Annotated in this window: 21 protein-coding genes, 1 pseudogene and 1 other annotated feature; of the genes and pseudogenes, 4 read left to right on the top strand and 18 right to left on the bottom strand. The window is 39.8% G+C overall.

The window, feature by feature from the left end; genetic code table 11:
• Positions 1-303: 303 nt before the first annotated feature.
• Positions 304-1,392, bottom strand: coding sequence for a tyrosine recombinase XerS (xerS, locus tag LC455_RS08705; protein ID WP_223589952.1), 1,089 nt, complete (start codon positions 1,390-1,392; stop codon positions 304-306).
• A gap of 384 nt (positions 1,393-1,776) precedes the next feature.
• On the opposite strand from xerS, the pseudogene LC455_RS32065 reads away from it, so the two are divergent.
• Positions 1,777-1,904: pseudogene (locus LC455_RS32065) on the top strand (transposase); the annotation flags it as partial.
• 141 nt (positions 1,905-2,045) lie between these two features.
• Complete coding sequence (locus tag LC455_RS08700; RefSeq protein WP_223590890.1) at positions 2,046-2,486, top strand: YaiI/YqxD family protein; 441 nt, start codon at positions 2,046-2,048, stop codon at positions 2,484-2,486.
• A gap of 75 nt (positions 2,487-2,561) precedes the next feature.
• Here LC455_RS08700 and LC455_RS08695 read toward each other — a convergent pair whose 3' ends face one another.
• The 13 genes from LC455_RS08695 to LC455_RS08635 all read right to left on the bottom strand — a co-directional run bounded on the left by LC455_RS08695 (position 2,562) and on the right by LC455_RS08635 (position 17,357).
• A complete protein-coding gene (locus tag LC455_RS08695) occupies positions 2,562-2,888 on the bottom strand; it encodes a YciI family protein (RefSeq protein WP_223589951.1) in 327 nt (108 codons plus the stop codon).
• Positions 2,889-2,974: 86 nt separating this feature from the next.
• Positions 2,975-3,364 (bottom strand): cupredoxin domain-containing protein, encoded by a 390-nt coding sequence (locus tag LC455_RS08690; RefSeq protein WP_223589949.1) that lies wholly within the window; start codon positions 3,362-3,364, stop codon positions 2,975-2,977.
• 163 nt (positions 3,365-3,527) lie between these two features.
• Positions 3,528-4,355 (bottom strand): enoyl-CoA hydratase-related protein, encoded by an 828-nt coding sequence (locus tag LC455_RS08685; RefSeq protein WP_223589947.1) that lies wholly within the window; start codon positions 4,353-4,355, stop codon positions 3,528-3,530.
• Between the two features lie 38 nt (positions 4,356-4,393).
• Positions 4,394-5,569, bottom strand: a complete 1,176-nt coding sequence (locus LC455_RS08680) for an acetyl-CoA C-acetyltransferase (protein WP_223589946.1) — start codon at positions 5,567-5,569, stop codon at positions 4,394-4,396.
• Positions 5,570-5,672: 103 nt separating this feature from the next.
• Complete coding sequence (locus LC455_RS08675) at positions 5,673-7,403, bottom strand: CocE/NonD family hydrolase (RefSeq protein WP_223589944.1); 1,731 nt, start codon at positions 7,401-7,403, stop codon at positions 5,673-5,675.
• A 10-nt stretch (positions 7,404-7,413) separates the two neighbouring features.
• Positions 7,414-8,844, bottom strand: coding sequence for an amidase (locus tag LC455_RS08670; protein ID WP_223589943.1), 1,431 nt, complete (start codon positions 8,842-8,844; stop codon positions 7,414-7,416).
• A 173-nt stretch (positions 8,845-9,017) separates the two neighbouring features.
• A complete protein-coding gene (locus LC455_RS08665) occupies positions 9,018-10,202 on the bottom strand; it encodes a M20 family metallopeptidase (RefSeq protein WP_223589941.1) in 1,185 nt (394 codons plus the stop codon).
• A 69-nt stretch (positions 10,203-10,271) separates the two neighbouring features.
• Entirely contained in the window at positions 10,272-11,309 is a 1,038-nt protein-coding gene (locus tag LC455_RS08660) for an alpha/beta fold hydrolase (protein ID WP_223589939.1), read from the bottom strand.
• A gap of 20 nt (positions 11,310-11,329) precedes the next feature.
• A complete protein-coding gene (locus LC455_RS08655; protein WP_223589937.1) occupies positions 11,330-11,881 on the bottom strand; it encodes a polyhydroxyalkanoate biosynthesis repressor PhaR in 552 nt (183 codons plus the stop codon).
• 50 nt (positions 11,882-11,931) lie between these two features.
• Positions 11,932-13,257: an MFS transporter gene (locus tag LC455_RS08650; RefSeq protein ID WP_223589936.1), complete on the bottom strand. Its 1,326-nt coding sequence runs from the start codon at positions 13,255-13,257 to the stop codon at positions 11,932-11,934.
• Positions 13,258-13,287: 30 nt separating this feature from the next.
• Positions 13,288-14,877, bottom strand: coding sequence for a class I adenylate-forming enzyme family protein (locus LC455_RS08645; protein ID WP_223589934.1), 1,590 nt, complete (start codon positions 14,875-14,877; stop codon positions 13,288-13,290).
• 25 nt (positions 14,878-14,902) lie between these two features.
• Entirely contained in the window at positions 14,903-15,667 is a 765-nt protein-coding gene (locus LC455_RS08640; RefSeq protein ID WP_223589932.1) for an SDR family NAD(P)-dependent oxidoreductase, read from the bottom strand.
• Between the two features lie 253 nt (positions 15,668-15,920).
• Positions 15,921-17,357: a sigma-54 interaction domain-containing protein gene (locus tag LC455_RS08635; protein ID WP_223589930.1), complete on the bottom strand. Its 1,437-nt coding sequence runs from the start codon at positions 17,355-17,357 to the stop codon at positions 15,921-15,923.
• Between the two features lie 264 nt (positions 17,358-17,621).
• Here LC455_RS08635 and LC455_RS08630 point away from each other — a divergent pair, with 264 nt between their 5' ends.
• Positions 17,622-18,449 (top strand): GNAT family N-acetyltransferase, encoded by an 828-nt coding sequence (locus LC455_RS08630; protein WP_223589928.1) that lies wholly within the window; start codon positions 17,622-17,624, stop codon positions 18,447-18,449.
• Between the two features lie 235 nt (positions 18,450-18,684).
• Positions 18,685-19,329: a cell wall hydrolase gene (locus LC455_RS08625; protein WP_223589927.1), complete on the top strand. Its 645-nt coding sequence runs from the start codon at positions 18,685-18,687 to the stop codon at positions 19,327-19,329.
• A gap of 47 nt (positions 19,330-19,376) precedes the next feature.
• Here LC455_RS08625 and LC455_RS08620 read toward each other — a convergent pair whose 3' ends face one another.
• The 4 genes from LC455_RS08620 to LC455_RS08605 form a co-directional block, all read right to left on the bottom strand.
• On the bottom strand, positions 19,377-19,745 hold the full coding sequence (locus tag LC455_RS08620) for a hypothetical protein (RefSeq protein WP_223589925.1): 369 nt from the start codon (positions 19,743-19,745) through the stop codon (positions 19,377-19,379).
• A 132-nt stretch (positions 19,746-19,877) separates the two neighbouring features.
• Entirely contained in the window at positions 19,878-20,873 is a 996-nt protein-coding gene (locus LC455_RS08615) for an HD-GYP domain-containing protein (RefSeq protein WP_223589923.1), read from the bottom strand.
• Positions 20,874-21,035: 162 nt separating this feature from the next.
• On the bottom strand, positions 21,036-22,739 hold the full coding sequence (locus LC455_RS08610) for a 2-isopropylmalate synthase (RefSeq protein WP_223589921.1): 1,704 nt from the start codon (positions 22,737-22,739) through the stop codon (positions 21,036-21,038).
• Positions 22,740-22,789: 50 nt separating this feature from the next.
• Positions 22,790-23,010, bottom strand: a binding site (T-box leader).
• A 135-nt stretch (positions 23,011-23,145) separates the two neighbouring features.
• Complete coding sequence (locus tag LC455_RS08605) at positions 23,146-23,916, bottom strand: cyclase family protein (protein ID WP_223589919.1); 771 nt, start codon at positions 23,914-23,916, stop codon at positions 23,146-23,148.
• Positions 23,917-23,935 lie beyond the last annotated feature (19 nt).

Here is a 23,935-nt window from a genome sequence, read left to right as displayed (position 1 = left end):
GTTCAGGGATTCTATAGACTTCTTGAACGCTTTTTTATGACTTTTTAGACGGGGAATAGGGTTGGGTAATTTCAATTTATCTTTTTAATTGTAGAAAACGATTAGTTTTTTGTAGAAAAGGTCATGTTTTTTGTAGAAATCTACTTAAAATTTGTAGAAATGAGATAGGTAAAGAGTAAAATTTTTTATTCTGTCTCACTTTCTTAAGTATACTTGTATTTTGAGATAAATTAAATTTTGTTTATTATAATTATATTATGTAAACTGAATTAATAAAAAAAACTGCCACAACAATGGCAGCTATTATTCTATTTGTTCCTTCGGCATATCCATTTTATCAACCGCAATCTTTAAATCATCATTCTTAATGTGCGTATAGATCATCGTCGTTTGAATCGATGAATGGCCTAACTGGCGTCTTAACTTTGGTACATCATTTATTTCAGCATGATATCTAGTTGCAAATGAATGACGCAGCTTATGTACGGATAATGACGGTTTACCAAATGCAGCAGCATATTTCTCAATTAGTTTTTCAACTGAACGTGCCGTAAGTCTCCGTGATTTACCTTTAGGGCCAATTGGAGCTGATATGAATAGCGCTTTATTATTTTTATCCACCTGGTATTTAGCAGTTCTAATTGTTAGATATTCCTGCAAATCGGCCATCGCCACTTGACTGAAATAAACGAACTGTTCTTTATTACCTTTACGAATCACTCTTACGCAATACTTGCTAAAATCAATATCATCTAAATCAATCCCAACTAACTCGGAAAGACGAAGCCCAGACCCTAAGATTAACGAGACAATGGCTGTATCACGTTCTTTATTTAATTGATAAAAGTTAAGAATTTTTTTGTTTTCTTTATTCAATTCACCGTAATCATTGGCCACAAATAAGCGGAATTTTTCGTACTCATCCCCAAGCAGAATTTTGCCTTCCATTTTATTGGCCTTCGTTTCCATGCTGTCTTTCACTTCATTAAATTCAATTTTCGCCATTACATTGCGGTTAATATAAGGCTTTAAATCCGAGGTTTCAGCAATGTTCTGCAGGTAATTAAACAGTGATTTTAATGCTGACAGCTTACGATTAACGGTTAATTCCTTATTATTTAATTGATAATGAAGAAAGTTTAAAAATCCTTCAACCTCTAAAACAGTCATTTGCTCCAAACGTTCTAGTGGAATTTCCTTAACAGATCCGTTCCATAATTGTTCGCTAATCATCCAATTGAAGAAGATCTTATAATCATGACAGTAATTAAATAACGAGACCGTAGAAAGTTTACGTAATTTGTGATTGATATATTCTTCAACATACCAGGGCAATTCATGAAGGAGGGCTTGCAGCTTTTTGAAATTTGTTTGTTTTTCCTGATTTACCATAATAACACCTCACTTCTATATTTTAACTCTGATACATAATTACGTCAAATTTATATTTTACGTAATTATGTATTATCCATAAAAACGCCGATTGGTCTTTACACCAATCGGCGTCCCCGTGTGTACAACGACAAGAAAGTTACCCCCTCCGCAACAAGAAAGTTTCCTAACATTCATTTTGCATACTTTTCTTTTGCAACGACAAGAAAGTTAGTACAAATTATTTCACACATTGTTTAATGTTTGTAAAAATCTTCACGATTTAAAAGCTTTTTTCTCCCTCCTCTCTATGTTGTGGAAGTCTTATTCAAAGGAATTCAGGAAAGCGAAATCCAAAGAACTGAAAAACAATGGAATGAAATGGTTTTTGAGCCGAAACGAGTCGTGGGTATTGATTTGGGAGTCGATAACCTGGCAACTATCGTCGATAACACGGGGCAGAAGCCTCTGCTTATCAAGGGCACATGGTAAAATCCATCAATCAATACTATAATAAATTAAGTGCTCATTACATATAAAAGCAAAGCTGAAGGCATCTGTCTGATGTATTTGCTGGACCTGTGGTAGCCCACGAAAAGACAATGCTTCTAAAAAGCCTATTCTATCGAAACCCCTAACTTTAGTTATGGGGGATACTCATGGGAGAGATAAAGATGAAAATTTATGTTGATGCAGATGCTTGTCCGGTAAAAGATATCATTATCTATGAAGGTACAAAGGCTGAAATCCCTGTTATCCTTGTAACTAGTTTTTCTCATTTTTCAAATGCGGAGCAACCATCTGGAGTGGAAACTATTTATGTGGATTCTGGAGCAGATGCGGCGGATTATCGGATTATGAAGTTAGCAGATAAAGCTGATATCATCGTTACGCAAGATTATGGCCTTGCCTCGCTAGGTTTAGCAAAAGGGTGTACGGTTCTTCACCATAAAGGGTATAGCTATACACATGAAAACATCGACCAATTGTTACAAACCCGTTATTTGAGTGCAATGGCTCGAAAAAGTGGTAAACGTACAAAGGGTCCAAAACCATTTACAGCAGAAGATAGGGAGAAATTTAGGGAGCTTTTTAAAAGAGCGATTTCTCGTTAAATTAACCCTTTAGAATAAGAAAAGCTGCCAACATGACAGCCTTGAACTCCGCTAAAGCTCCTTTTAATAAGGATGTTATTTGGGTAATGTTGCCTTCATCGGATAAAATTCCACTGTCATTACTCCTGCCATAACGGCGGGATCTTCTGCGATGAGTTTTGGAACTTGATCTTCATTCTCAACTTCGATGATTGCGAGTCCATGGGGTTCTTTAGGATTTAGAACTGGTCCGAAAACCAAAGCAATCCCTTGATTCTGTTTTTCTGTCCAATAGGCGATGTGTTGTAACATGATGTTCCTTTCCTCTTCGGTCATGTCCTGATGAAAAGTTGCTCTTGGCGGAGTAGACTTTAACATGAAGTGTATCTTTCCCGTATTATTACTTGAAATGTTGTTCGACAATGCGTATCCCTCCCTCTTGAATTACATAAAATAGGAAAAATCCATTGTATATTAAACAAGCAAGGCCCCTGGCCTTGCTTGTTTTGTTATTGAACTATTACTTTTCCAACCATTCCTTTTTGGACATGGTACCGACATATCAAGTCATATGTACCGGGGGTTGTTGGTTTAACGATAATGGTTTTTTCTTTTCCTGGCTGGATTTCGGCGTCAATTCCGAGTTTTTCCACTGTGAAGGTGTGTTCTTTCTTACCTTCATTTTTCAATATCAACGTTGTTGATTTTCCATTGAAAAGTGTGATGACTTTTGGATTAAAGTAATCATCGTTCATCTTGACCTGAATCGCTTTCATCGTCTCCGTTGGCTGAGTTTTAGCACTGGATTCGGCAAATACGCCGAGTGTGCCTATAGTTGTCACAACCATAATCATTGCAATCAAAGCGACTAATCCTTTTAACCACTTTTTCACAGACATTCGCAATCCCTCCTTTCCATAACACTATTTTTTTCTAATTTATAAAAAATTATTAATATGCAGCGTAAAACTACTATCTTTACCTATGGAAATGTACCCAGATTGTGATGGTCTAAATAAACCCCCTTAACCAACAAGATTAAGGGGGAATGTAAATATTATGTTATTTTTCTCTACTTCCATCATGAAAGAAATCAGGTACATCACAGCTGTTCAGTGGAAAGTCTGGGGACCGCTTTTCAAGAAACGATTGGACACCTTCCCTCGCATCAGCGTTGTTTCCCGCCCACCAGAGAAACTTTGATTCAGCAAGATGAGAGGCACCTGGAGAATTTTCACTTAGCATGTTCCACAAAAGCTGACGGACAAATCGGTTCGATGTCGCTGCTGTTTCACCTGCAATCATCTGAGCAATTTCATAGGCTTTTTCCAGCACATCGTCCACTTCATACTGGACTAGGCCAGACGCTAAGGCTTCAGACGTTGGTATGTAGCGGCCCGTATACATCCATTCAAGCGCCTTTCCAATACCGACGAGCCGAGGCAGAAACCAACCCGAACAGGCTTCAGGACCGATGCCGCGTTTGGCGAAAACAAAGCCGATTTTCGCATCTTTTTTGACAATCCGTATATCCATGGCAAGTGTCATCGTTAAACCAATTCCAACGGCAGGACCATTAATGGCGGCAATGATTGGTTTTTTCAAGCTGTGCACAACCAGGCTGACCTGCCCGCCGCCGTCTCGATAGTCATCGATTGATTCTGTAGATGAGAAAGTCTCCCCTCCATTACCTAAATCCATTCCCGCACAAAATGCTTTACCTTCGCCTGTTACAACAATCACACGAACTTTATCATCCTGATCTGCCTTTTTGTATACGTTCACCAGCTCCTCGACCATGAGAGACGTGAACGCATTCATTCGCTCCGGCCGGTTTAAAAAAATAGTTAAAATGCCATTGTTAAGTTCGGTTTTAATGGAATCGTACAAAAATTCTCACTTCCTTCTAATTCCTGGATTACAACCGTTTAAACGTGCTCAATCACCATCGCGATCCCTTGGCCCCCGCCGATGCATAAACTTACGACAGCAAAGCGTGCATTCCTTCTTCTCAATTCATAAGCCGCAGACAATAAAACTCTTGCCCCGCTTGCACCAACAGGGTGTCCTAAGGCAATCGCTCCGCCGTTCACATTGGTTTTGTTCCGATCGAGTCCGAGCGCTTTTTCAACTGCTAAATATTGGGCGGCGAATGCCTCATTTACTTCAAAAAGGTCGATGTCATCAATCGTTAGTTTTGCTTTGTTAAGCGCCTGTTTAATTGCTGGAACCGGTCCGATGCCCATGATGGTCGGATCTACTCCGGAGACGGCCCAAGATACAATGCGGGCAATCGGTTTTAGATTGTTTTTTTGTACAGATTCTTTCCCTGCAACGACCAGTGATGCCGCTCCGTCATTGATTCCTGAGGCATTCCCGGCTGTTACGGTGCCATCTTTTTTAAACGAAGGCTTGAGCTTGGATAAGGCTTCTAAGTTCGCATCTGGCTTGATATGTTCGTCTTCCCGGATAAGCAGGCTGCCTTTTCTTGTTTTGACTTCGACTCCGACAATTTCTTCTTCAAAGGCATGAACGGCTCTGGCAGCTCTTTGGTTTGATTCTACAGTGAAAGCATCTTGTTCTTCCCTTGAGATTTCATACATTTCTGCAAGCTTTTCAGCGGTTAGACCCATTCCACAGCCTGTGTATTGGTCCGTTAATGTTTCTAACAGCATATCATCAAATGCTAAATTCCCCATTTTAGCACCACCGAAGCGTTGAGTGAAATTGGCATAAGGAGATTGCGACATATTTTCCGTACCGCCTGCAAGGACGACGTTAGCATCCCCAACTAAAATATGCTGGGCAGCCGAAACAACAGCTTGAAGTCCTGAGCCGCATAACCGGTTCAACGTTAGGGCCGGCACTTCCTGTGGGATACCGCTTTTTAGGCCTATGTGCCTCGAGATGTAGGCCGCATTTTTTTCTGTGTGAATAACGTTCCCGTAAATGACATGGTCGATTTGTGTTGGATCGACCTTCGAGCGGCGCAGCGCTTCTACAGCACTTGCTTTTCCAAGCTCCGTTGCACCTGTTTGTGCGAAAGAACCGCCAAACTTGGTAAAGGCTGTTCTTGCTCCATCAATCAAATATACTTCTGTCATTTTCATTCACTCCTTTTTTTAGTTAGCATTCTAGTAAAAAATAAGTAAAATGTCTGGTAAGCTATTAAAAATATAATTTGAATTGGCCGGCTAAAAACCCTCGTTACTTTCTTGGAATGACCGGCAATAAAATATGAGATGGATATCTTTCACTATGAAAGACTCGTTGTTCTGCGGATATTAACTCTTTACTGTTTTTACCTGATTCACCCGTATTGGTATTGCGATCAAATCGAGGGAAATTGCTGCTTGAAATCTCTACTCTTATCCGATGTCCTTTTTTAAATAGATTACTGGTTGCCAATAAGTCGATTTCATAGCAATATACCTCATTTGGCGTTAGAAGTGATGGCTGCTGATTTTTGTCCCTGTTTTTGGCACGGATAATGCCATCTACAATGTTATAGGCCTTGCCATTAGGGTGAACATCTACTAGCTTTGCTGTAAAGTCAGTATCAACTGCAGAACTAGCAGCATATAAAATCACCTTCACAGGTCCAGTTACTTCTATATCCTCCGCTAATACCTCACTCGTGTAGACCAATACATCTTCCCTCGTTTCAAGGAATTGCTGATCGATTGGTCCGCGCGGGTAATTCATAGGCATTAAATGGTTGCCACCAAGTGTCGGCACAGGATTTTCCGGGTCATAGATATAACGATCGTAAAACTCCACTTGCGGCAGGTTGATCGTTAATGTCCCATCCCCTGCTTTTGTATTGGCTTTCCCATGACTGTTGAAATAAAAAGGTGTATAAACGGTTCGTTGTAGAGGCCACTCCTGCTCATTCCGCCATTTATTTTCACCCATCACAAAAATTTTCACAGGAGCCTCTTCCTCAATCTCGTTTTCGATTCCTTTTAACCAACGATCAAACCATTTTAGCTGGAGGCTAGTTAAATCTATTTTATAATCCAGCATCAGACTGGAAGCACTTAAGCCAAAATTCAGATCTCCGACTGTAGGGGAAAAACCTGCATGGGCCCATGGTCCAATCATTAATTTTGTATTCTTTTTGTGTTTCAATTTTTCGAAGTGTTCGAGGTCTTGACCTAATAATAGATCATACCAGCCTGCAATACCGAATACAGGGACATTCAGCTTTTCTGATTTTTCTTGAACACTAATATCTAGGTGGTATTCATCTTTCGTATCATGCTCCAAAATATCGTGAAAGAAGGAGGCAAAACCGTCTCCAAGTTTGAGCCATTCGCTGTCTTGAATCGGCAATTGATTAAATCCAGCCTCATCAATATGGTCGATGGAATGAACAAGTGTCATAAATTCTTTGATAAAGTCCTCTTTCCCTTGCTTTGCCTTGATGACGGCATTGGGTCCAATTGTTGCTAATGTCCATGAAATGATTAGACCTAGTTCCAGCGCTCCTCCCCGGTACATAAACACATCGGTTCCCCAGGTGATTGGAAAGATTGCTTTCAAATGCGGCGGCTGCAGGACGGCCGCCTGAAATTGTGTCATTCCCTTGTATGACAAGCCGTACATCCCTACATTGCCATCTGAGTAAGGTAAGGAGGCTGCCCATTCAACTGAATCGTAGCCATCGTTATATTCATTTTTATAAATATAAAAAGGGTCCCCTTCTGAATCAAAGCGTCCACGGACATCCTGAATAATGACGACATAGCCTTGATGGGCTGCCGCAATGGGATCCAGGACCATTGTGGTTAGAGGGAGAAATGTTCGATTGTAGGGCGTTCGTTGCAGGAGGACAGGATATTTTCCTTCTCCTTCAGGACGAAACACATCTGCATACAAGGTGGTGCCATCTCTCATAACAGCAGGGACATTTTTTTCATGAATAATTTTACTCATAAAAACCTCCTTATTTCTTTATTAAGGTTGGGGTTGGTTCGATATAGGTTTGGAATGATTTCTCATAGGCTCTGCAAGCTTGTAACACAAGCTTGTCAGCAAAACGGTTTCCAGCTGCTTGCAATCCTACCGGAAGTCCAGACTTTGTCAGTCCGACTGGCAATGAGGCCGCAGGATGTCCTGTAAGGTTATAGATTTGGGTCAGCATCCAGCCTGTAGCTGGGTTCACACTTTTCCCATTAATCATGGATGGTCCTTGGATGTGATGTTCAAAGGCGGTTACAGCGTTCGTTGGGGAAAGTAATAGATCGTAATTGTTCAAGATTGCTTGGATTTTTCTCCAGACAATGGTGCGTTTTAGTTCAAGAGTTTTATAGTCTATGGCGCTAAATTTCCTGCCTATTTCAATCATCTTTGCCATTCCTTCAGAAAAGCTCTCAGGGTTACGATCAAATAGCTCGCCATAACCAGCGGCGAATTTGACACACCACATTCCGGAAAACGTTCGGACAAGCTCTTTTAAACTTATACCGAAATCGATTTCCACCTCTTCCACATGAGCACCAAGTTCTGTACAATTCTGAACTGCTTTATCAATGACTTGGGCCACATCTTCAGAAACTTCATATAGTCCAAAATTCCGGGTATAGGCAATTTTTAACCCTTTCATGTCTACCTTAAGATCTGTGAAATCTTCTTTTACTACTGGAAACGAGCTAGGCTGAGTAGGATCAAATCCTTGCATGACAGAGAATAACAGGGCCGCATCTTCAACCGTCCTTGCCATTGGCCCATTATGTAGGTATGGATGTTCAGACCCATAGAAATTACTGCGATCCCCATCATTTGGAACAACACCATATGTTGGCTTGAAGCCAAAAATTCCCGTAAACGCAGCCGGTATCCGAATGGAACCGCCCCCGTCGCTTCCTTCCGCAAATGGAGCCATTTTAGCGGCAACCGCTGCGGCAGAACCACCGCTTGACCCCCCAGGAGTTAACTGGTCATTCCATGGATTTTTCGTCACACCAAACAGAGGATTGTCTGTAGTGCCTTTATGGCCAAATTCAGGCGTATTCGTTTTCCCTAAGACAATGGCTCCGGCTGCTTTTACTCTTTGTAAAAAAATAGGATCATAGTCTGGCACATAGTCTTTAAAAAGCGGTGAGCCGTATGTGGTTAACATCCCTTTTGTCGGTGTTAAGTCTTTAATCGCAATGGGGATACCGTGAAGTTTACCAAGCACCTTCCCCTTCATAAGGGACTCTTCCGCTTTTTTTGCTTCTTCAATGGCTTGTTCATTGACTGTTACAAAAGCATTCCATTTTGAGTTATGTTTGTCGATTTGGTCTAAAAAAGCGCTTACAACTTCTACCGGGGATAGTTTCTTTTCTTTGATTAATGTTCCTAATTCGGTTGCTGTGAGATCGATTACTGACAAGATTTTCACCCTCTTAAACAATTTGGATTTAAAATATGGACTCCACCTTAATTTTTATTATACATGAAAGGAAAATTATGTGAATTAAATCGCATTTATATTCTGAATATTAGGTAGATTAGAAAAAACAATTCCCTTTATTAAAGAAAATAATAGGAATTGTTTTTTCAAATTTAGTTTTCCCCTAAATAATCAATAGCAAGTGCCATAAAATAACGAATAGATTCAATAAACTTATCAATCTCCACATATTCATTTGGCTGATGAGCGAGTGTTGGTTTTCCAGGACCAAAGATGATGGCAGGGACCTGCAAATGCGGACAATATACCGATGCGTCGGTATAATAGTTGACACCTAAAGGCTTTAAATCCAGGTCTAGATGATTTTTCCCCGTTGCAATCGCCAGTTGAACAAAATCATCCGACTCAAGCGTACCAACCGATTCCATACTATTAATAACCGTTAGTTCATATGTTGCTTCTGATTTGGCTGCAACCGTTTTGATCAAATTCTCAATGTCTATTAATATACGTTCATTATTTTGTCCGGGAACGGTTCGAATATCTAGCGTCATCTTACATTGATCAGGCACCACATTGGTTTTTACGCCGCCTTCAATCGTTCCGATATTCATCGTCGGGTGGCCCAATACTGGATGTGGTGTGTATTCAAATTGATAAGTTTTCAAACGATTGATAAATTCATTCATCGTTAAAATCGCATTGATACCCTGGTCGGGCATGGAACCATGTGCGGTTTTTCCGTAGGTGGTTATCTCTAGCCATAAACAGCCTTTATGTGCATGAAAAATTTGGTTTTCACTAGGTTCCGATACAACCAATGCTGTAGCTTTGTCGATTTGCCCCTTCTCGACTACTTTTTTTGCACCGAAGCCATCCACCTCTTCTCCCGCTGTTCCAACAAACTGAAGTTTCCCTCTAAGTTTCACGCCTGCCTGCTCTAAATACTTCAAAGCAAGCACCATGGCGGCTACTCCGCCCTTCATGTCAGTTGTACCTCGTCCATATACTTTGTTGTCCACTACTTCGCCAGAAAACGGGTCATGCTCCCACTCGATCTTACCAGGAGGCACTGTATCGAAATGTCCGCTGTAAACTAAATATTTTTCCTCCGTGGTCCCATTTGGGTAGGTAACAAATAGATTTGCTCGGTTGTTCCCGAGATCATCTAAATCAACTTGTAGATTGCTAGACTTTAAATAAGCTTGTATTACCTCAGCGACCCTTTTTTCATTTCCTTGTGGATTCACACTATCCACTTGAATCAGTGACTGTAAAAATTGAATAGATTCCTTCTCGTTAATAACATCAAAAATAGCTGTTTGCAAAATAGACATAACATTACTACCTCCCTTTAATCAAAGATACTGCCAGTCTTAACACGCAGTATTCAAATTAATCCAGCATTACTTTGAATGGCTGCCAAGCCATTTTTCAAGGATTCCATTTAACTTTCCGGTCATGGCTAAGGAAACATGACCTGCATCGACACTTAAGTAAGTTTTATCTTTACTTGACACTAAATCCATTAATGGCTTGCTTTGGCCTTCAGGGATGAGGTTATCGTTTTTCGAGCTGACAACCAGCAGATTGGCCTTGATATTCGCTAAATCCACTTTTTGGCCATGAATCGTAAACTCACCTTTTACTAGTTTGTTATCTTTAAAAAGATCGATTGTTAATTGCCGAAATGCTCCGCCTGTTAAGGGAACATGCCCTTTTGTCCATGAATTCATACGACGCCACTTTTCCACAAACCGCTTGTCATTAGCGCGGGTTAAAAGTGTAACATAGGGACTATTGTAGATGGGAGAGGTTACGGACCTGAACATCGCCTCTACGTAAGAAGGTGGAATAACCCCAAATACATCGATTATACGGTCTAGATTGAACTCACCTTCCTTTAGTCCTTCCTCCCATTGATCCGGCAGTGCAGCAACACTAAAATCAATGGGAACGGTAGCAACAATCAGATTCCGAATTGGTTCTTCGGCAATCGCTGCATACATGGCTGCGAAGGTTCCACCAAGGCAATATCCAATAACGGAAACTTCCTCCGTACCAGAGTGCCTTAGAGCACGTTGAACCGCTTTTTTAATATATTCAGCAATATAATCTTCAATATTAATATCCTTATCTTCGTCACCGGCAATGCCCCAGTCTAGTAAATAGACATCATAGCCCATGTTGACCAGTCCTTCAATGACACTGGCCCCAGGGGCAAAATCAAGAATAGTAGGCCGGTTAAACAAGGAATAAATCATAAAAACAGGTATATCATATTTTTTCTCAGCAGCAGCATAATGCCACAAGGTTGCTTTATTTTTTTTCCAAATCGCTTTTCTTGGGGTATGATTGGTGCTAGGCTCTGAACCATTAACGGAATTAACGAATTCCCGCCAGCGCTCTACTTCTTTTTCGATATCAATAATAGTTGATGCCAACCTGACTCTCCTCCTAGCATTTACTTAGTTAAAACTAATTCCCGTTCGTGTTTTTGGGTGCTTTCTGCCATCAGTAATTTAAGACTGACAATCTCTTCTTTTAAACTATTCATTACAGCTAGATCCCTTTTTATCTCTTGAAGTTCGCTATAGATTTCTCTAACTGTTTCCGATTCTTTTTTCTGTTCCGTTTTCAGCTGTTTCATTTGCTTCAGCATCTCACTAGTGATTTTTGCAATACTACTGTTTTCATTTTTGGAAGCTTCGATGGAATCCTGTAAATTCCAAATCAGTTCCTCCAGGGCATCAAGCTTTTCTTCCGTTTGGATCGTTAGTTTTGCTGCATTGGTTATATCTCTTTTTGTCGGTAAATTTAACAGATTGGCTGCTTCCTGTTGATTTTTTTGAAGCATCTCTAGAAAACTTGCCTGGATATCTGAGCTAATGGAAGCGATCTTGATTGCTTCACGATTGTTTGTCCAGGATTGAATCATCTCATTTGTTTGTTTTTCCCATTGGAGCATATAGGTTTGCCACGTTTTATATGGATCAAATGTATGTTGGTCTGCCATTGTCTTTCCCCCTGCGAGCCTTTTTAAGTTGAATTTTATTTGAAAAGAGTTTAACTAACGGATTTCGCATTGTCGATTGTGTTGGAGGAATCCTTTGTTACTTTCTTTTCCTTTAGAATGATCGAACAAAGTGCCGCTACTGCCGAAACAATGGCAAAAAAGATGAATACTCGGCTGAAATTCTGTGTTCCATTTGCCCCTACAGTAACTAAATACCCAGCAATTAGCGGAGAAATAAAGGAACCTAATTGACCAATTCCATTTGCTAATCCTGTCGCACTTCCGACAATTTCCTTTGGATAACGTTTTGGTAAATAAGCATAAATAGAGCCAAAGTTTAAGTTTACAAAGAATCCAACTAGCAATAAAAGTGTAAGTAAAAGACCGGTATTTCCTTTTTCTACTGAACCTAGCATCCATAGAACAGGAATACTTCCGATATATCCGATTAACGCAACCGGCTTCATCCGATGAACCACATTATCCATCAGCCAGCCGCCAAGCATCATGGCAAAGAACGCAACGATATAGGGAGCAGAGGCGAAAAAGCCCATTTCCTTAATATTCAACCCGTGCTGTGTAACAAGGAATGAAGTTAACCACGTGGAAGTTCCCCAATAAACGGCTAACTGACAAAATAGACATAATGTAAAAACATAAAAATTAACATCCTTTAGGAAAACGCCATAGGCTTTTCTTTTCTCTTCCTTTAACAGCTTTTTAGGAGCAACGTTTGCTTCCTCGATATCTTGATCCTTACTTAGTTTTCCTTTTTCAATCATTTCTTTTGGAGAATCTGCTACAAACCTCCATAATAAAAAGATTCCAAGTGCCCCAGGGATCGCGAGTACATAGAATACTGGTCTCCAAGCACCGCCAAAGAAATAAATGGAAATACTTGTGACAATAACAGGAACGATGGCAGGAGCTACTGCCCAGGAGGTGGCGAAAAAGGAAACCGCTCTTCCTCTTTCTTTAAAGGGAAACCAGTTATTGATCGCACGAATGGCAGGAGCAAAATGATGGCCTTCTCCAAGCCCTAAACCAATTCGAAGGGCAATAAACTGACCAAAGTTTTTGACCATACCTGTTACGGCTGTAACAAAAGTGAACACGGTAATGGCAATATACATTACCCGTTTCGAGCCAATTTTATCGGCAAGGAAACCTGCGCTGATTTGAGCTGCGGCATAGGCAAAGAAGAAAACAGAAGCCAGCTGGCCTACCTCAACAGGTGATAAATGTAAATCCTTTTGGATGAATGGTAAAAACGTTAGGACGGCCATCCGGTCAAAATAGTTAATAATATAGACTAACCAAAGTATGACAAGAACCCAATAACGATATCCCCAAGCTTTTTTCATAATCGCTGACATGTTCCTCTTCCTTTCGTTCGAAAAAATTATTTATTTGGTCTGGAGGTTCCTTAATACGTTCTTTAAGACCTTTCCACCTGGATTTCGGGGCAGCTCTGAAACAAATTCGATTAGTTTAGGAACCTTATAATTTGCTAATCTCTCCGCCACAAAATCTCTTATTTCTTGTTCATCCAGGATTTCGCCTTCCTTTGGAACAATTACCGCTTTGACAACTTCTCCAAAAAGTTCATCTGGAACGCCTACAACGGCCGCTTCCAATACCTTTGGATGATTATAAAGGACATTCTCTACTTCGATGGAGAATATTTTTTCACCGCCTCGGTTAATTAAATCTTTTTTGCGGTCGACGATATACACAAAACTTTCCTTGTCGATTTTGGCCATATCTCCTGAGCGCCAATAGCCATTTAAAAAGGTAGCTTGGTTGGCTGTTTCATTGTTCCAATATCCTTCAATAATCATCGGGCCCTTAATTAATAATTCGCCCACTTCACCAGGTGCACAAGGCTCATCCTCCTCATTGACAACCATCATTTCACCAACCGGTACGGGCAACCCGACCGAACTTGTTTTTTCTTCGTTATAAAGTCTAGGCATGATGGTAGCCGGTGAAGAAGTTTCCGTCGCACCATACGCATTTTGCAAATACGCATTCGGAAAATACTTTTTCAACTTATAAATAGTTTCCGAAGACATTGGAGCGCCACCGTATGCGATACAATTTACGTTTGGATAACTGTATAATGAAAAATTCGGATGGGACATCATCATGATGTAAATGGTTGGAACGTTAAATAAAAAGGAAACCTGTTCCTCGGCAGTTAACTGAATGAATTCTTCTGTTTGGTATCTCCTCATAATAACGGATGTCCCGCCCACTCTTACCATGTGAAAAAGCTGGCCGATTAAGCCTGTCACATGGAAAAGCGGAACAGCGATTAACGTTTTTGCTTTATGATTGGTGTGTAAAACCATTTCATAATTCATCGAGCTGTGGATGGCCCCCAAATGACTGCCCACTGCGCCTTTGGGAAGTCCGGTTGTTCCAGAGGTATACATAATAAATAACGGATCATCCTCTAACACCTCAACGTCCTCGACAGTCGTGGTCTGTTCTAAAATTTCATATGGCAAATAGTCTTTTCGTTTCGGGATTTGGTTGCCAACCAAGAAGAAATATTGAACACCTGTAATAGAATCCTCATCTCTCATGGCTTCAACCTTATGTAAGAATTCATCATCAACAAATAAAATTTTGCTGCCCGATTGTTCCAGCATAAAAGTAAGTTCTTTTTCTTTTAATCTTGTGTTTAGCGGCACCACAATGACCCCTAATTTGGCACAAGCGAAGACCAGCAGGCTAAATTCGATGCTGTTTCCTAATAAAAGAGCGATTCGGTCTCCTTTTTTCACACCCATGGATTTTTGCAAATGTCCGGCAATCTTTTCCACACGGTCCTTCATCACTTTATAGGTCAGCCGTATTCCATCCTTGACAAGAGCTTCTTGGTCTGGATAATTTTGCACAGACTCTTCAAGCATCGAGAAGAGATTTTTGGGACGATTTTGGAACACCTTTACTTCACGGTTAAAGTGGATTTCTTTGACGATATTCATATTTAAACCTCCTAAATCAAAAGCATTATCGCGCTGTGTAGCCTCCATCAACATGCAATACCTGGCCAGTTACATATTTTGAAGTATCAGAAGCCAAGAAAACGACTGGTCCTACAAGATCGGAAGTTTCACCGATTCGTTTAATCATGGTAGAACTAATGATTTTTTCCGATCTTTCAGGATCTGATAGCCACTCCTTCGTCATCGGAGTGATGATATAACCGGGTCCAATGGAGTTAACCGTAATGTTATGGGGAGCTAATTCCTCTGCCCAAACCTTTGTTAATTGGTTAATGCCACCTTTACTAGCCGCATAGGATGTTTGAAACTGCATGCCGATAGTTCCAAGAATCGAGGAGATGTTAATGATTTTTCCATAGTTTTGTTTAATCATCTGCTTCGCGCACGCTTGCCCTACTAGAAAAAGTCCTTTGAGATTGACATTAAAAACAGTATCCCAATCATTTTCTTCTACTTCTACCAGCGGTTTGCGGATATTCATTCCGGCATTGTTGACTAAAATATCAAGCGAGCCGAATTGCTCCACAATTTGATGGACCAATTGTTCTACCTGGTCTTTTTTGGTCACATCACAAGGAATATAAGTAGCAGCAATATTCTTTTCCTTTAGTTGTGAAACAGCGATTTCCCCGTCCGCTGCTCCGCGGCTGGAAATGACCAGTGTTGCACCATAATGCCCCAACGCCTCTGCCATTCCATAACCGATTCCTTTACTGCCTCCTGTGACGAGGGCCACTTTTCCATTGAGATCAAACGTTGGTATGTTCATACCCTTTTACACCTTCCGATCTTTGCTTATGCAATTTTTGAAATACAGAAAAATGATTTCATATATTCTATTTGCAAAAAGCGTGCCAATTTTCAATAAAAATAGAAAATATGTAATTTTTCGACATTTTTATACAAAACTAGTGAAAATTTTTATAATTCCTACTACTTATAAGTTAAAAATTTCTAATCGTACAAAAGAAAAAAGCCAGCGATTGACTGCCGGCTTGTTAAAAACTTGATTCCTTTTTTCATCACATGGTTAAACCCAGCTTTTGCATTTTTTTTACAAGAGCTGATTGACTGATACCTAAAGCCTCCGCAGCACGGCGGGTTGTCTTCGATACCTCCATTTGCTCTTTGATGATTTTCCGTTCCACATTTGCCAGGGTTTCTTTCAGCTTTCCGCCTTCGGATTTTTTAGAATCCCTGCTTGGGAGCATATAGGGAGGTAAATCCTTTATGGTTATTTCATCTTGATCCGTCGTCACAGCCAGCCTTTCGATAAAATTTTCAAGCTCTCTTATATTCCCAGGCCAGCGATACTCTTCAAGGTATTGAAGGATTTCAGGATGAAACCGTTTACTTAAAAGCGTCTTTTTATTGGTTTTGTTTAAAAAGTAGTAGGCAAGAGGAACGATATCAACTTTCCTTTCCCGTAATGGAGGAACCTTGATCGGAACAATGTTGAGCCGGTAATAAAGGTCCCTTCTAAAGTCATTTTTATCGACCATTTCCTCCAAATTCATATGAGTGGCTGAAATGACCCGGACATCAATTTTGATGCTTTTTGTGCCGCCGACCCGCATGATTTCAAATTCCTGCAGGACTCTTAAAAGCTTTACTTGAAGATCGATGGGCATGTCACCAATCTCGTCCAAAAAAATGGTTCCCCCATTTGCCAGCTCAAATAAACCTTTTTTTCCCTGACTGTTTGCCCCTGTAAAGGCTCCTTTTTCGTAGCCAAACAATTCAGATTCCAGCAAATGACTTGGAATCGCGCCACAATTTACTTTTATCAATGGTTTGGCCGCGCGGTCGCTTTCCTGGTGCAAGTAATTGACAATCACTTCTTTCCCGACACCGGATTCCCCTAATATAAGAACTCCGGAATCCACCTTTGCCACCTTTCTGGCAAGATGAAAAACCCTCATGATTTCCTGGCTTTGCGCGACAATTCCATCAAGATGCATATGTATTAATTCTCTTTTTCGTAATTCTTCTATTTCATTCATATAGGATTCGGTCATTTTTTTGGATTGATAAAGTTCGGTTTTTATCGCATTTAATTCCGAAATATCTCTTACGTTTGTTACAACGTATATGATTTCACCATTCCGATCAAATACAGGACTTCCAGTAACCAATAGTTCCTTCCCTCTCACCGATTGTATAATCGTTTGGGGTGTTTTCTTTTCTAACACTTTTACGGTGACTGATTCCGACACGATTCCCTCTTTTACTACGGTCGTCATGTTCTTCCCCAGCAATTCTTCACTTTTTACACCCGTAGTTCGTGAATACGCCGCATTCACCATTATGCCAACACCATGTTTATCTGCCACGTAAATGCCATCGTAACTGGACTGAAAAATCGATACTAATATGTTTTCAATATCGTTCTTTGTAACACTATCAAGTTTCGTGATCTCTGATAAGAAAAAATCAGCATTTGGATGCCCCGTTTTCATTTCATGGTCCCCCTGGTGGAATAGTTAAGTTAATTCGTAATAGTTGATTACATTTAGAATCGAAATTTAAGGTTGATTCGAATTGGAATCGGGTTTTATTAATAATTCTCTAATAATTTCTAATTTCCTTTTCTTTTCCTGTTTTTTGAAAAAATTAGGAAGAAAAGACTATTAATTTTCCTTGAACGGCTCTCCTAAAAAAGCAGGAATAATCAAGATTAGAAAAGAATAGGTATAGTTGGACAAGGAACAGGGGTGAATGAAATGCTGACGAAAGAACAACTTGTAGAAATCAAAGCACTAGAGGAGATTTGTGAAAAAGATGGAGGATTTCAGCTGAAGCTGAATTTTGATATGTTAGAGAACCGCACCGAAAATCGTAAGGAAGATTTCTTCCATTATGAAAACGGCATGCTTGTCGGTTTCCTAGGGAGCTATGGATTTGGAAATAAAGTAGAGCTTTGCGGGATGGTTCATCCGGATTATCGTAGAAGAGGGATTTTTTCAAGCTTACTGAAAATGGGACTTGCGGAGGCTAAAAAACATAATGCCACGACGATTTTGTTAAATGCTTCATCCGGATCGGAATCTGCAAAAGAATTTTTAAATACCATTACTTGTACTTATTCTTTTTCAGAATATCAAATGAAATGGCAGAAAACCGAATTATCCGAAGATCCAGCTGTTACCTTAAGGCCGTCGGTATCAGAAGCGGATTGGGAAGCGGAAATACAACTGGAGGTCTCTTGCTTTGGATTCAGTGAAAAAGAAGCTCGGGAGTTTAACCAGACAATCCGCGAGAACAGCGGAGAAGAAAATCTCATCATTGAAGCAGATGGAAAAACGGCTGGGAAAATGCGCGTTTCTGAATCGGATGGCGAAGCATGGATTTATGGTTTCGCGGTATTTCCCGAACTTCAAGGTAAAGGGATTGGCAGAAAAGCCCTATCAAAAGTTGTATTACAGGAAGATAAAAAAGGATTCTCCAGTTTCTTAGAGGTGGAAGCCAAAAATGCCCATGCCCTTAGACTCTATGAAACTTGCGGATTTAGAAGCTACCATTCACAGGATTATTACAAGTATTTAAGTTAGATACTAGAAAATGCTGCATGCTATCTTTAGCTGCAGTATTTTTTTATGGCAGGTTCTTCCTCTATTTCGTACAATTTCCTAGAATATGACAGGAATATAGGCTCAATGTCATATTTCCATCTTTCCTGTAATGTTGTACATCAAACTATAAAGATTTGTAACCGTACCGTTCTGTAATACAGGTATATTTTCATGTTAGTGTTATATCAGACAAAAATTCCGGGAGGTAGCACACATGAAAAAAACTTCTATTAAGACAATCATTGTAGCTTGTGTAGCTACATTTACCTTTTTAATACAGCAAAATAATCCGGTTGAGGCGATTACCGAAAATCGAGTAATAAATGAAGAGAATCTTTATCAGCCTGGACAACAGGAAGTCAAAACCACTGTGGATTCACAACAAGATAATAAACCTAAAATAGAGATCATTAAAAAAGAGTCAGACGTAAAAACGGCAGAAAAGAAAACTGAAACGGTTAAACAAGAACCTGAAAAGCCGGCTGTTTCCATTTCTAATGAAGAGAAAGATTTATTTGCACGGTTAGTCGAAGCGGAAGCAAAAGGTGAATCCTATGAAGGAAAACTAGCTGTTGCAACAGTCGTATTAAACCGCGTTGATTCTCCTCAATTTCCAAACACCGTTACGGGTGTTATTAAACAAGTCGTAGGCGATGTCTATGCCTTTTCACCAGTCCAAAACGGGGAAATAAATAAACCGGCATCAGATGACTCGAAGCGAGCGGTTGAAGAAGCTCTAACAAGAACAGATCGTTTAAGTGATTCCCTATATTTTTATAATCCAAAAATTACATCCGATAAGTGGATTCGAACACGTACCGTTGTGAAAACCATTGGGCATCATGTATTTGCAAAATAATAAATTGGTTTCAGCTTGTAAACTCCTGTTTACAGGCTTTTTTATTTTTAAACAACTGTTAGATTATCCTGAAGGTTAAAAGCACCACTTAGGCTCTTTAAAGTGTGCAGTCTGGCCATTAGGAGGAATAGGTCATTGTTATTATTATGAACAAATTCATCAATTATATTGATCCCTTTTTGAAATTGACTGACTAAATAATGAGTGTACTTTTCATTCCAGTCGAATTCATTTATTCGAAGTAGTTCATCCGCTATGATTTGGAATTTAAAGTCCTCTATTATCAATTTAACCTGATACAATTTATCGTTATTAAAGCGAAAGCTGTTTTTATTTTGATAACTTTTATCGACGAATTGGATAAAGTCCTTAATATTTTCTGCCAGCATATTTGCTTTTTGCCTCTCGAAGTTCATTTCTCCATCTCCTCTATAACAAAAATCTAATCCATTACATGAAAAGTGTATGCAAACGGGTACACATTGTTCATAATTTAAAAAAGATAGCAAAAAAGCGTTTCTACAAATGTAGAAACGCTCTAATTTGATTCACCCAAACTGTTCATTCAGGATTAAGTTCATCCCTTCTTTATCCAATTCGTCCGAAGTATCCGTCAATATCTTTGTTCCTTGCCTTTTCAATATCTTTAAAAAGACATCTGCAATTAAAGGGTCAAATTGCAGCCCCTTATTAGAGTTAATCTCATTATACACATATTCCAAATCCATATGATTTCGGTAAACTCTTCTAGTGGTCATGGCATCAAACGTGTCGGCAACTGCAATAATACGGGCGGCTAATGGAATCTCTTCTCCCTTTTTTCCGTATGGATAACCTTTCCCATCGTACCTTTCATGATGATAGAGAACCATATCCAATACGCCATTTTCTTTAAATGAAGAAACATGTTCCATCGTTTTATACCCAATAACAGGATGCTTTTTAATAACGTCGAATTCCTCATTGGTTAATTGGCTTGGTTTCAATAAAATATGTTCGGGAACACCAATTTTTCCTATATCATGCAGTAAACCGCCAATATAGACTGCTTCACACTGACGATTTGATAATTTCAGTTCTTTTGCAATCATCAATGCATACTTGGCTACCTTTTCAGAATGACTTGCCGTGTAAGGATCTCTTGAATCCAGCGATTTTGCAAGCGATAATATGAATTCTAATTTATTTCGGTTGGATTTTCGGTAAATTTTTGTTAAATGAACCGAAATAAATGTGATCAAAATGTACACAAATGTTAGAATGATAAAATTTATAATGTTACTTGTTGGCTCTTGAGAAAGGTACAGTCGAAAAATAACGATAACAGTTGAAAAGAAAACTAAAAACAACTTTGATTTGTCCCAAAATCCGATCCCTAAAAATATGGGGGCAATCAGATAAAGGGGAAACAATTCAACTTCCTTTGAGAGGGTAAAGTGATAATTAATAAATGGTAAGAGAAATAATATGATAAAAAATCCATAGCGAAATGGACTGGCATTTTCCAATGAAATATTTAGTTTCCAAGGCACTTTTGGAATCATGATGTCTCCCTTGAAATTTAGACTTAGTGAAAGACTATATTATATATTTTTGTTATATCAATATAATGTTAAGTTTATTACAAAATGCTTCATTTTTGTAGATACCAAAAAAAGTAAATAACAAAAAGGCCTGCTTTACGTAACAGGCCTTTTAGTCGTTTTTTATTTTTTTGAAATTGAAAATCTTCCTTCAATTGCAAGATTTTCGCTTGTAATCATGTTATTAATGGCACTAAACAATGCTTTTACTGAGGACGTCATAATATCAGCGTCAATTCCGCAGCCCCAATAAACCGCACCATTCTCGGCAGTAACACCAACATACGATACAGCGTTAGATTGTGAGCCTATTTCGAGCGCATGTTCCTTATAGACTAAGTCTTTATAATGGATGCCCAGTTTGGTTTGAATAACGTTGCTGATGGCATCCAGTTTTCCATTCCCCGTACCGATAAATTCATGAACTTCGTTGTCGATCCGGACGGAAACGATTGTTTCGTAGTGTTCCTTTTGTGTCGATCTGTATTTGATAAACTCTGCAGGGGTATGGATATTCACATACTGTTCCTGGAATATTTCAAGGATTTCATTCGGCATGAGCTCCTTGTGAAGGCGGTCCGATACATTTTTCACGCTATATCCAAAGCTTTCACGCATTTTAGCAGGAAGATCAAACCCATAATGCTGCTCCAGTATATACCCAATGCCGCCCTTTCCGGATTGGCTGTTAATGCGGATGATATCCCCTTCATACTCTCTGCCAATATCCATAGGATCAATTAATAGATACGGTACGGTCCAATACTGCCGCTCTTCATCTTCACGCCATTTCATTCCTTTGGCAATGGCATCCTGATGGGAGCCTGAGAAGGCCGTAAAGACAAGTTCACCAGCATATGGGTGTCTTTCATGCACCCTCATTCTCGTCAATTTCTCATATTTTTCCATAATTTCACGGATATTTTCAAAATGAAGCTTCGGGTCCACCCCATGCGAAAACATGTTGATGGCAAGTGTGACGATGTCGACGTTGCCTGTTCTTTCCCCATTTCCAAACAGTGTTCCTTCGACTCTCTGTGCCCCTGCCAGCATTCCTAACTCTGCATCGGCCACACCTGTTCCTCTGTCATTGTGTGGATGAAGTGACAGGATTACGTTTTCCCGGTAGTGTAAATGGTCACTCATAAATTCAATCTGGCTTGCGTAAACGTGTGGCATAGACATGGACACCGTCGCTGGAAGGTTGATAATCACCTTGTTATCAGCTGTAGGCTGCCAAATATCTAACACCCGGTTGCATATTTCAAGCGCGAACTCCATCTCTGTACCTGTGAAGCTTTCAGGAGAATATTGAAACTGGAAGTTCCCTTCCGTTTCCGCCGCATATTTTTGCAGCAATTTCGCACCGGTTACCGCAATGTCGATGATTTCTTCTTGCGGTTTTCTAAATACCTGCTCCCGCTGTGCTACAGATGTTGAATTGTAAAGGTGGACTACTGCCTTGTTCACTCCGCGGAGGGCTTCAAAGGTTTTTTCAATAATATGGTCTCTTGATTGTGTTAAAACTTGGACCGTAACATCCTCCGGAATCAAATCCTGCTCAATCAACGTGCGTAAAAAAGCAAATTCCGTTTCAGATGCAGCAGGAAAGCCAACTTCGATTTCCTTGAAGCCCACTTCAACAAGCATTTGAAAATATTCCAGCTTCTCTTCAAGGCTCATTGGAATGATCAGTGCCTGATTTCCATCTCTTAGATCCACACTGCACCAAGTCGGAGCTTCTGTTATGTATTCTTTTTGTGTCCATTTCATACTTTTCACCGGGGGCATAAAATATCCTCTTGTATACTTTTCAACATTTTTCATCGTCACGGCCACCTTTTCATTTTTTTAAAAATAAAAAAGCCTATCATCTCATAAGAGACGACAGGCTTTGCCTACGTGGTACCACTCTTTTTGATTCGAATAAGAACTATACGAATCCACTTTACGACTTGATGACGGTGGTCAACCGTTAAGGCCTACCTATCAGCCTTACCACTCCTGGGCGAGTTGGGGAATTTATTGACTGTCTTTCACCAGCCGACAGCTCTCTTAGCAATAAATATTCCTTAATAATCCCAATCATTGTGTTTAATTTTGAATTTTTCGATTTTTCTTATTCTATAATGGTTTTTGATAATAATCAAGACAAAGTTTTCAAAAAAAGAATAAACAATTTTTTAATGAGGAAAATTACTTGTGGTTGCAGTGGACTAGACCTTGACAAAACCTACTCAAATATAGCAACTGGCCGAGCCCACCCTGCGCTGGCTCCTTTTATTTTTATCGGAAATACGGCTACTTTAAAGCCATATCTTTGTGGGAGTAATTCCAGGTTTGCTAATTTTTCTATTTGACAGTACTCAGCCTCTTTTCCAACATAATGGGCCGCCCAAAGGACTCCATCGCGCGGATTATTTTTATAATCTTCGGCTTGTTTATAGAGCGGAATATCCCATCCCCATCCATCCGTTCCCATTACCTTAATCCCTTTATCAATCAGCCATCTGGTTGCATCCGCGGAAACACCTGCATGGACAGCCGCATAATTTTCTTGATAATATTTTTTATCTGCATCTGTTCGGACCAGGACTATATCGTACGGCTGCAATTGGTAGTCCATTTCTCCCAGTTGTTTTACAAAATCACTAATCACAATCTCGTACCCTGGTGGTTTCTGACTAAAATCAAAAAGAACACCATTGCCGTAGAACCATTCCAGGGGAAGTTCATCAATCGTTCGAGACGGATTACCTGCAGTAGTGGCAGCGTAATGCCAAGGAGCATCCACATGTGTACCGGTATGTGTGGTTAACGTAACTGTTTCGACAGCCCAGGCCGCATTGTCAGGGAAATCACTAGGTTTCAAACCTAAAACTTGAGCGGCCTGCTTTGCTCCCTGTTCATGCGATTCATAGATAATCTCCGGTGGAAATGGCTCTTTTGCTTTATTGTCCAATGGCACACTTAGATCAATAATTCGTAGATTTGATCGATTCATTTTATAAAACCCCTTTATT

It is taken from the genome of Neobacillus bataviensis, from assembly GCF_019969725.1.
The sequence above is the reverse complement of the archived record's forward strand: the minus strand, read 5'-3'. Positions and strand labels throughout refer to the sequence as shown.

Excerpts from the sequence above, each read along its gene's own strand:
- xerS (WP_223589952.1), bottom strand. The coding sequence starts at position 1,392 with ATGGTAAATCAGGAAAAACAAACAAATTTCAAAAAGCTGCAAGCCCTC.
- LC455_RS08700 (WP_223590890.1), top strand. The coding sequence starts at position 2,046 with ATGAAAATTTATGTTGATGCAGATGCTTGTCCGGTAAAAGATATCATT.
- LC455_RS08690 (WP_223589949.1), bottom strand. The coding sequence starts at position 3,364 with ATGTCTGTGAAAAAGTGGTTAAAAGGATTAGTCGCTTTGATTGCAATG.
- LC455_RS08680 (WP_223589946.1), bottom strand. The coding sequence starts at position 5,569 with ATGACAGAAGTATATTTGATTGATGGAGCAAGAACAGCCTTTACCAAG.
- LC455_RS08675 (WP_223589944.1), bottom strand. The coding sequence starts at position 7,403 with ATGAGTAAAATTATTCATGAAAAAAATGTCCCTGCTGTTATGAGAGAT.
- LC455_RS08665 (WP_223589941.1), bottom strand. The coding sequence starts at position 10,202 with ATGTCTATTTTGCAAACAGCTATTTTTGATGTTATTAACGAGAAGGAA.
- LC455_RS08655 (WP_223589937.1), bottom strand. The coding sequence starts at position 11,881 with ATGGCAGACCAACATACATTTGATCCATATAAAACGTGGCAAACCTAT.
- LC455_RS08650 (WP_223589936.1), bottom strand. The coding sequence starts at position 13,257 with ATGTCAGCGATTATGAAAAAAGCTTGGGGATATCGTTATTGGGTTCTT.
- LC455_RS08645 (WP_223589934.1), bottom strand. The coding sequence starts at position 14,877 with ATGAATATCGTCAAAGAAATCCACTTTAACCGTGAAGTAAAGGTGTTC.
- LC455_RS08640 (WP_223589932.1), bottom strand. The coding sequence starts at position 15,667 with ATGAACATACCAACGTTTGATCTCAATGGAAAAGTGGCCCTCGTCACA.
- LC455_RS08635 (WP_223589930.1), bottom strand. The coding sequence starts at position 17,357 with ATGAAAACGGGGCATCCAAATGCTGATTTTTTCTTATCAGAGATCACG.
- LC455_RS08630 (WP_223589928.1), top strand. The coding sequence starts at position 17,622 with ATGCTGACGAAAGAACAACTTGTAGAAATCAAAGCACTAGAGGAGATT.
- LC455_RS08625 (WP_223589927.1), top strand. The coding sequence starts at position 18,685 with ATGAAAAAAACTTCTATTAAGACAATCATTGTAGCTTGTGTAGCTACA.
- LC455_RS08620 (WP_223589925.1), bottom strand. The coding sequence starts at position 19,745 with ATGAACTTCGAGAGGCAAAAAGCAAATATGCTGGCAGAAAATATTAAG.
- LC455_RS08615 (WP_223589923.1), bottom strand. The coding sequence starts at position 20,873 with ATGATTCCAAAAGTGCCTTGGAAACTAAATATTTCATTGGAAAATGCC.
- LC455_RS08610 (WP_223589921.1), bottom strand. The coding sequence starts at position 22,739 with ATGAAAAATGTTGAAAAGTATACAAGAGGATATTTTATGCCCCCGGTG.
- LC455_RS08605 (WP_223589919.1), bottom strand. The coding sequence starts at position 23,916 with ATGAATCGATCAAATCTACGAATTATTGATCTAAGTGTGCCATTGGAC.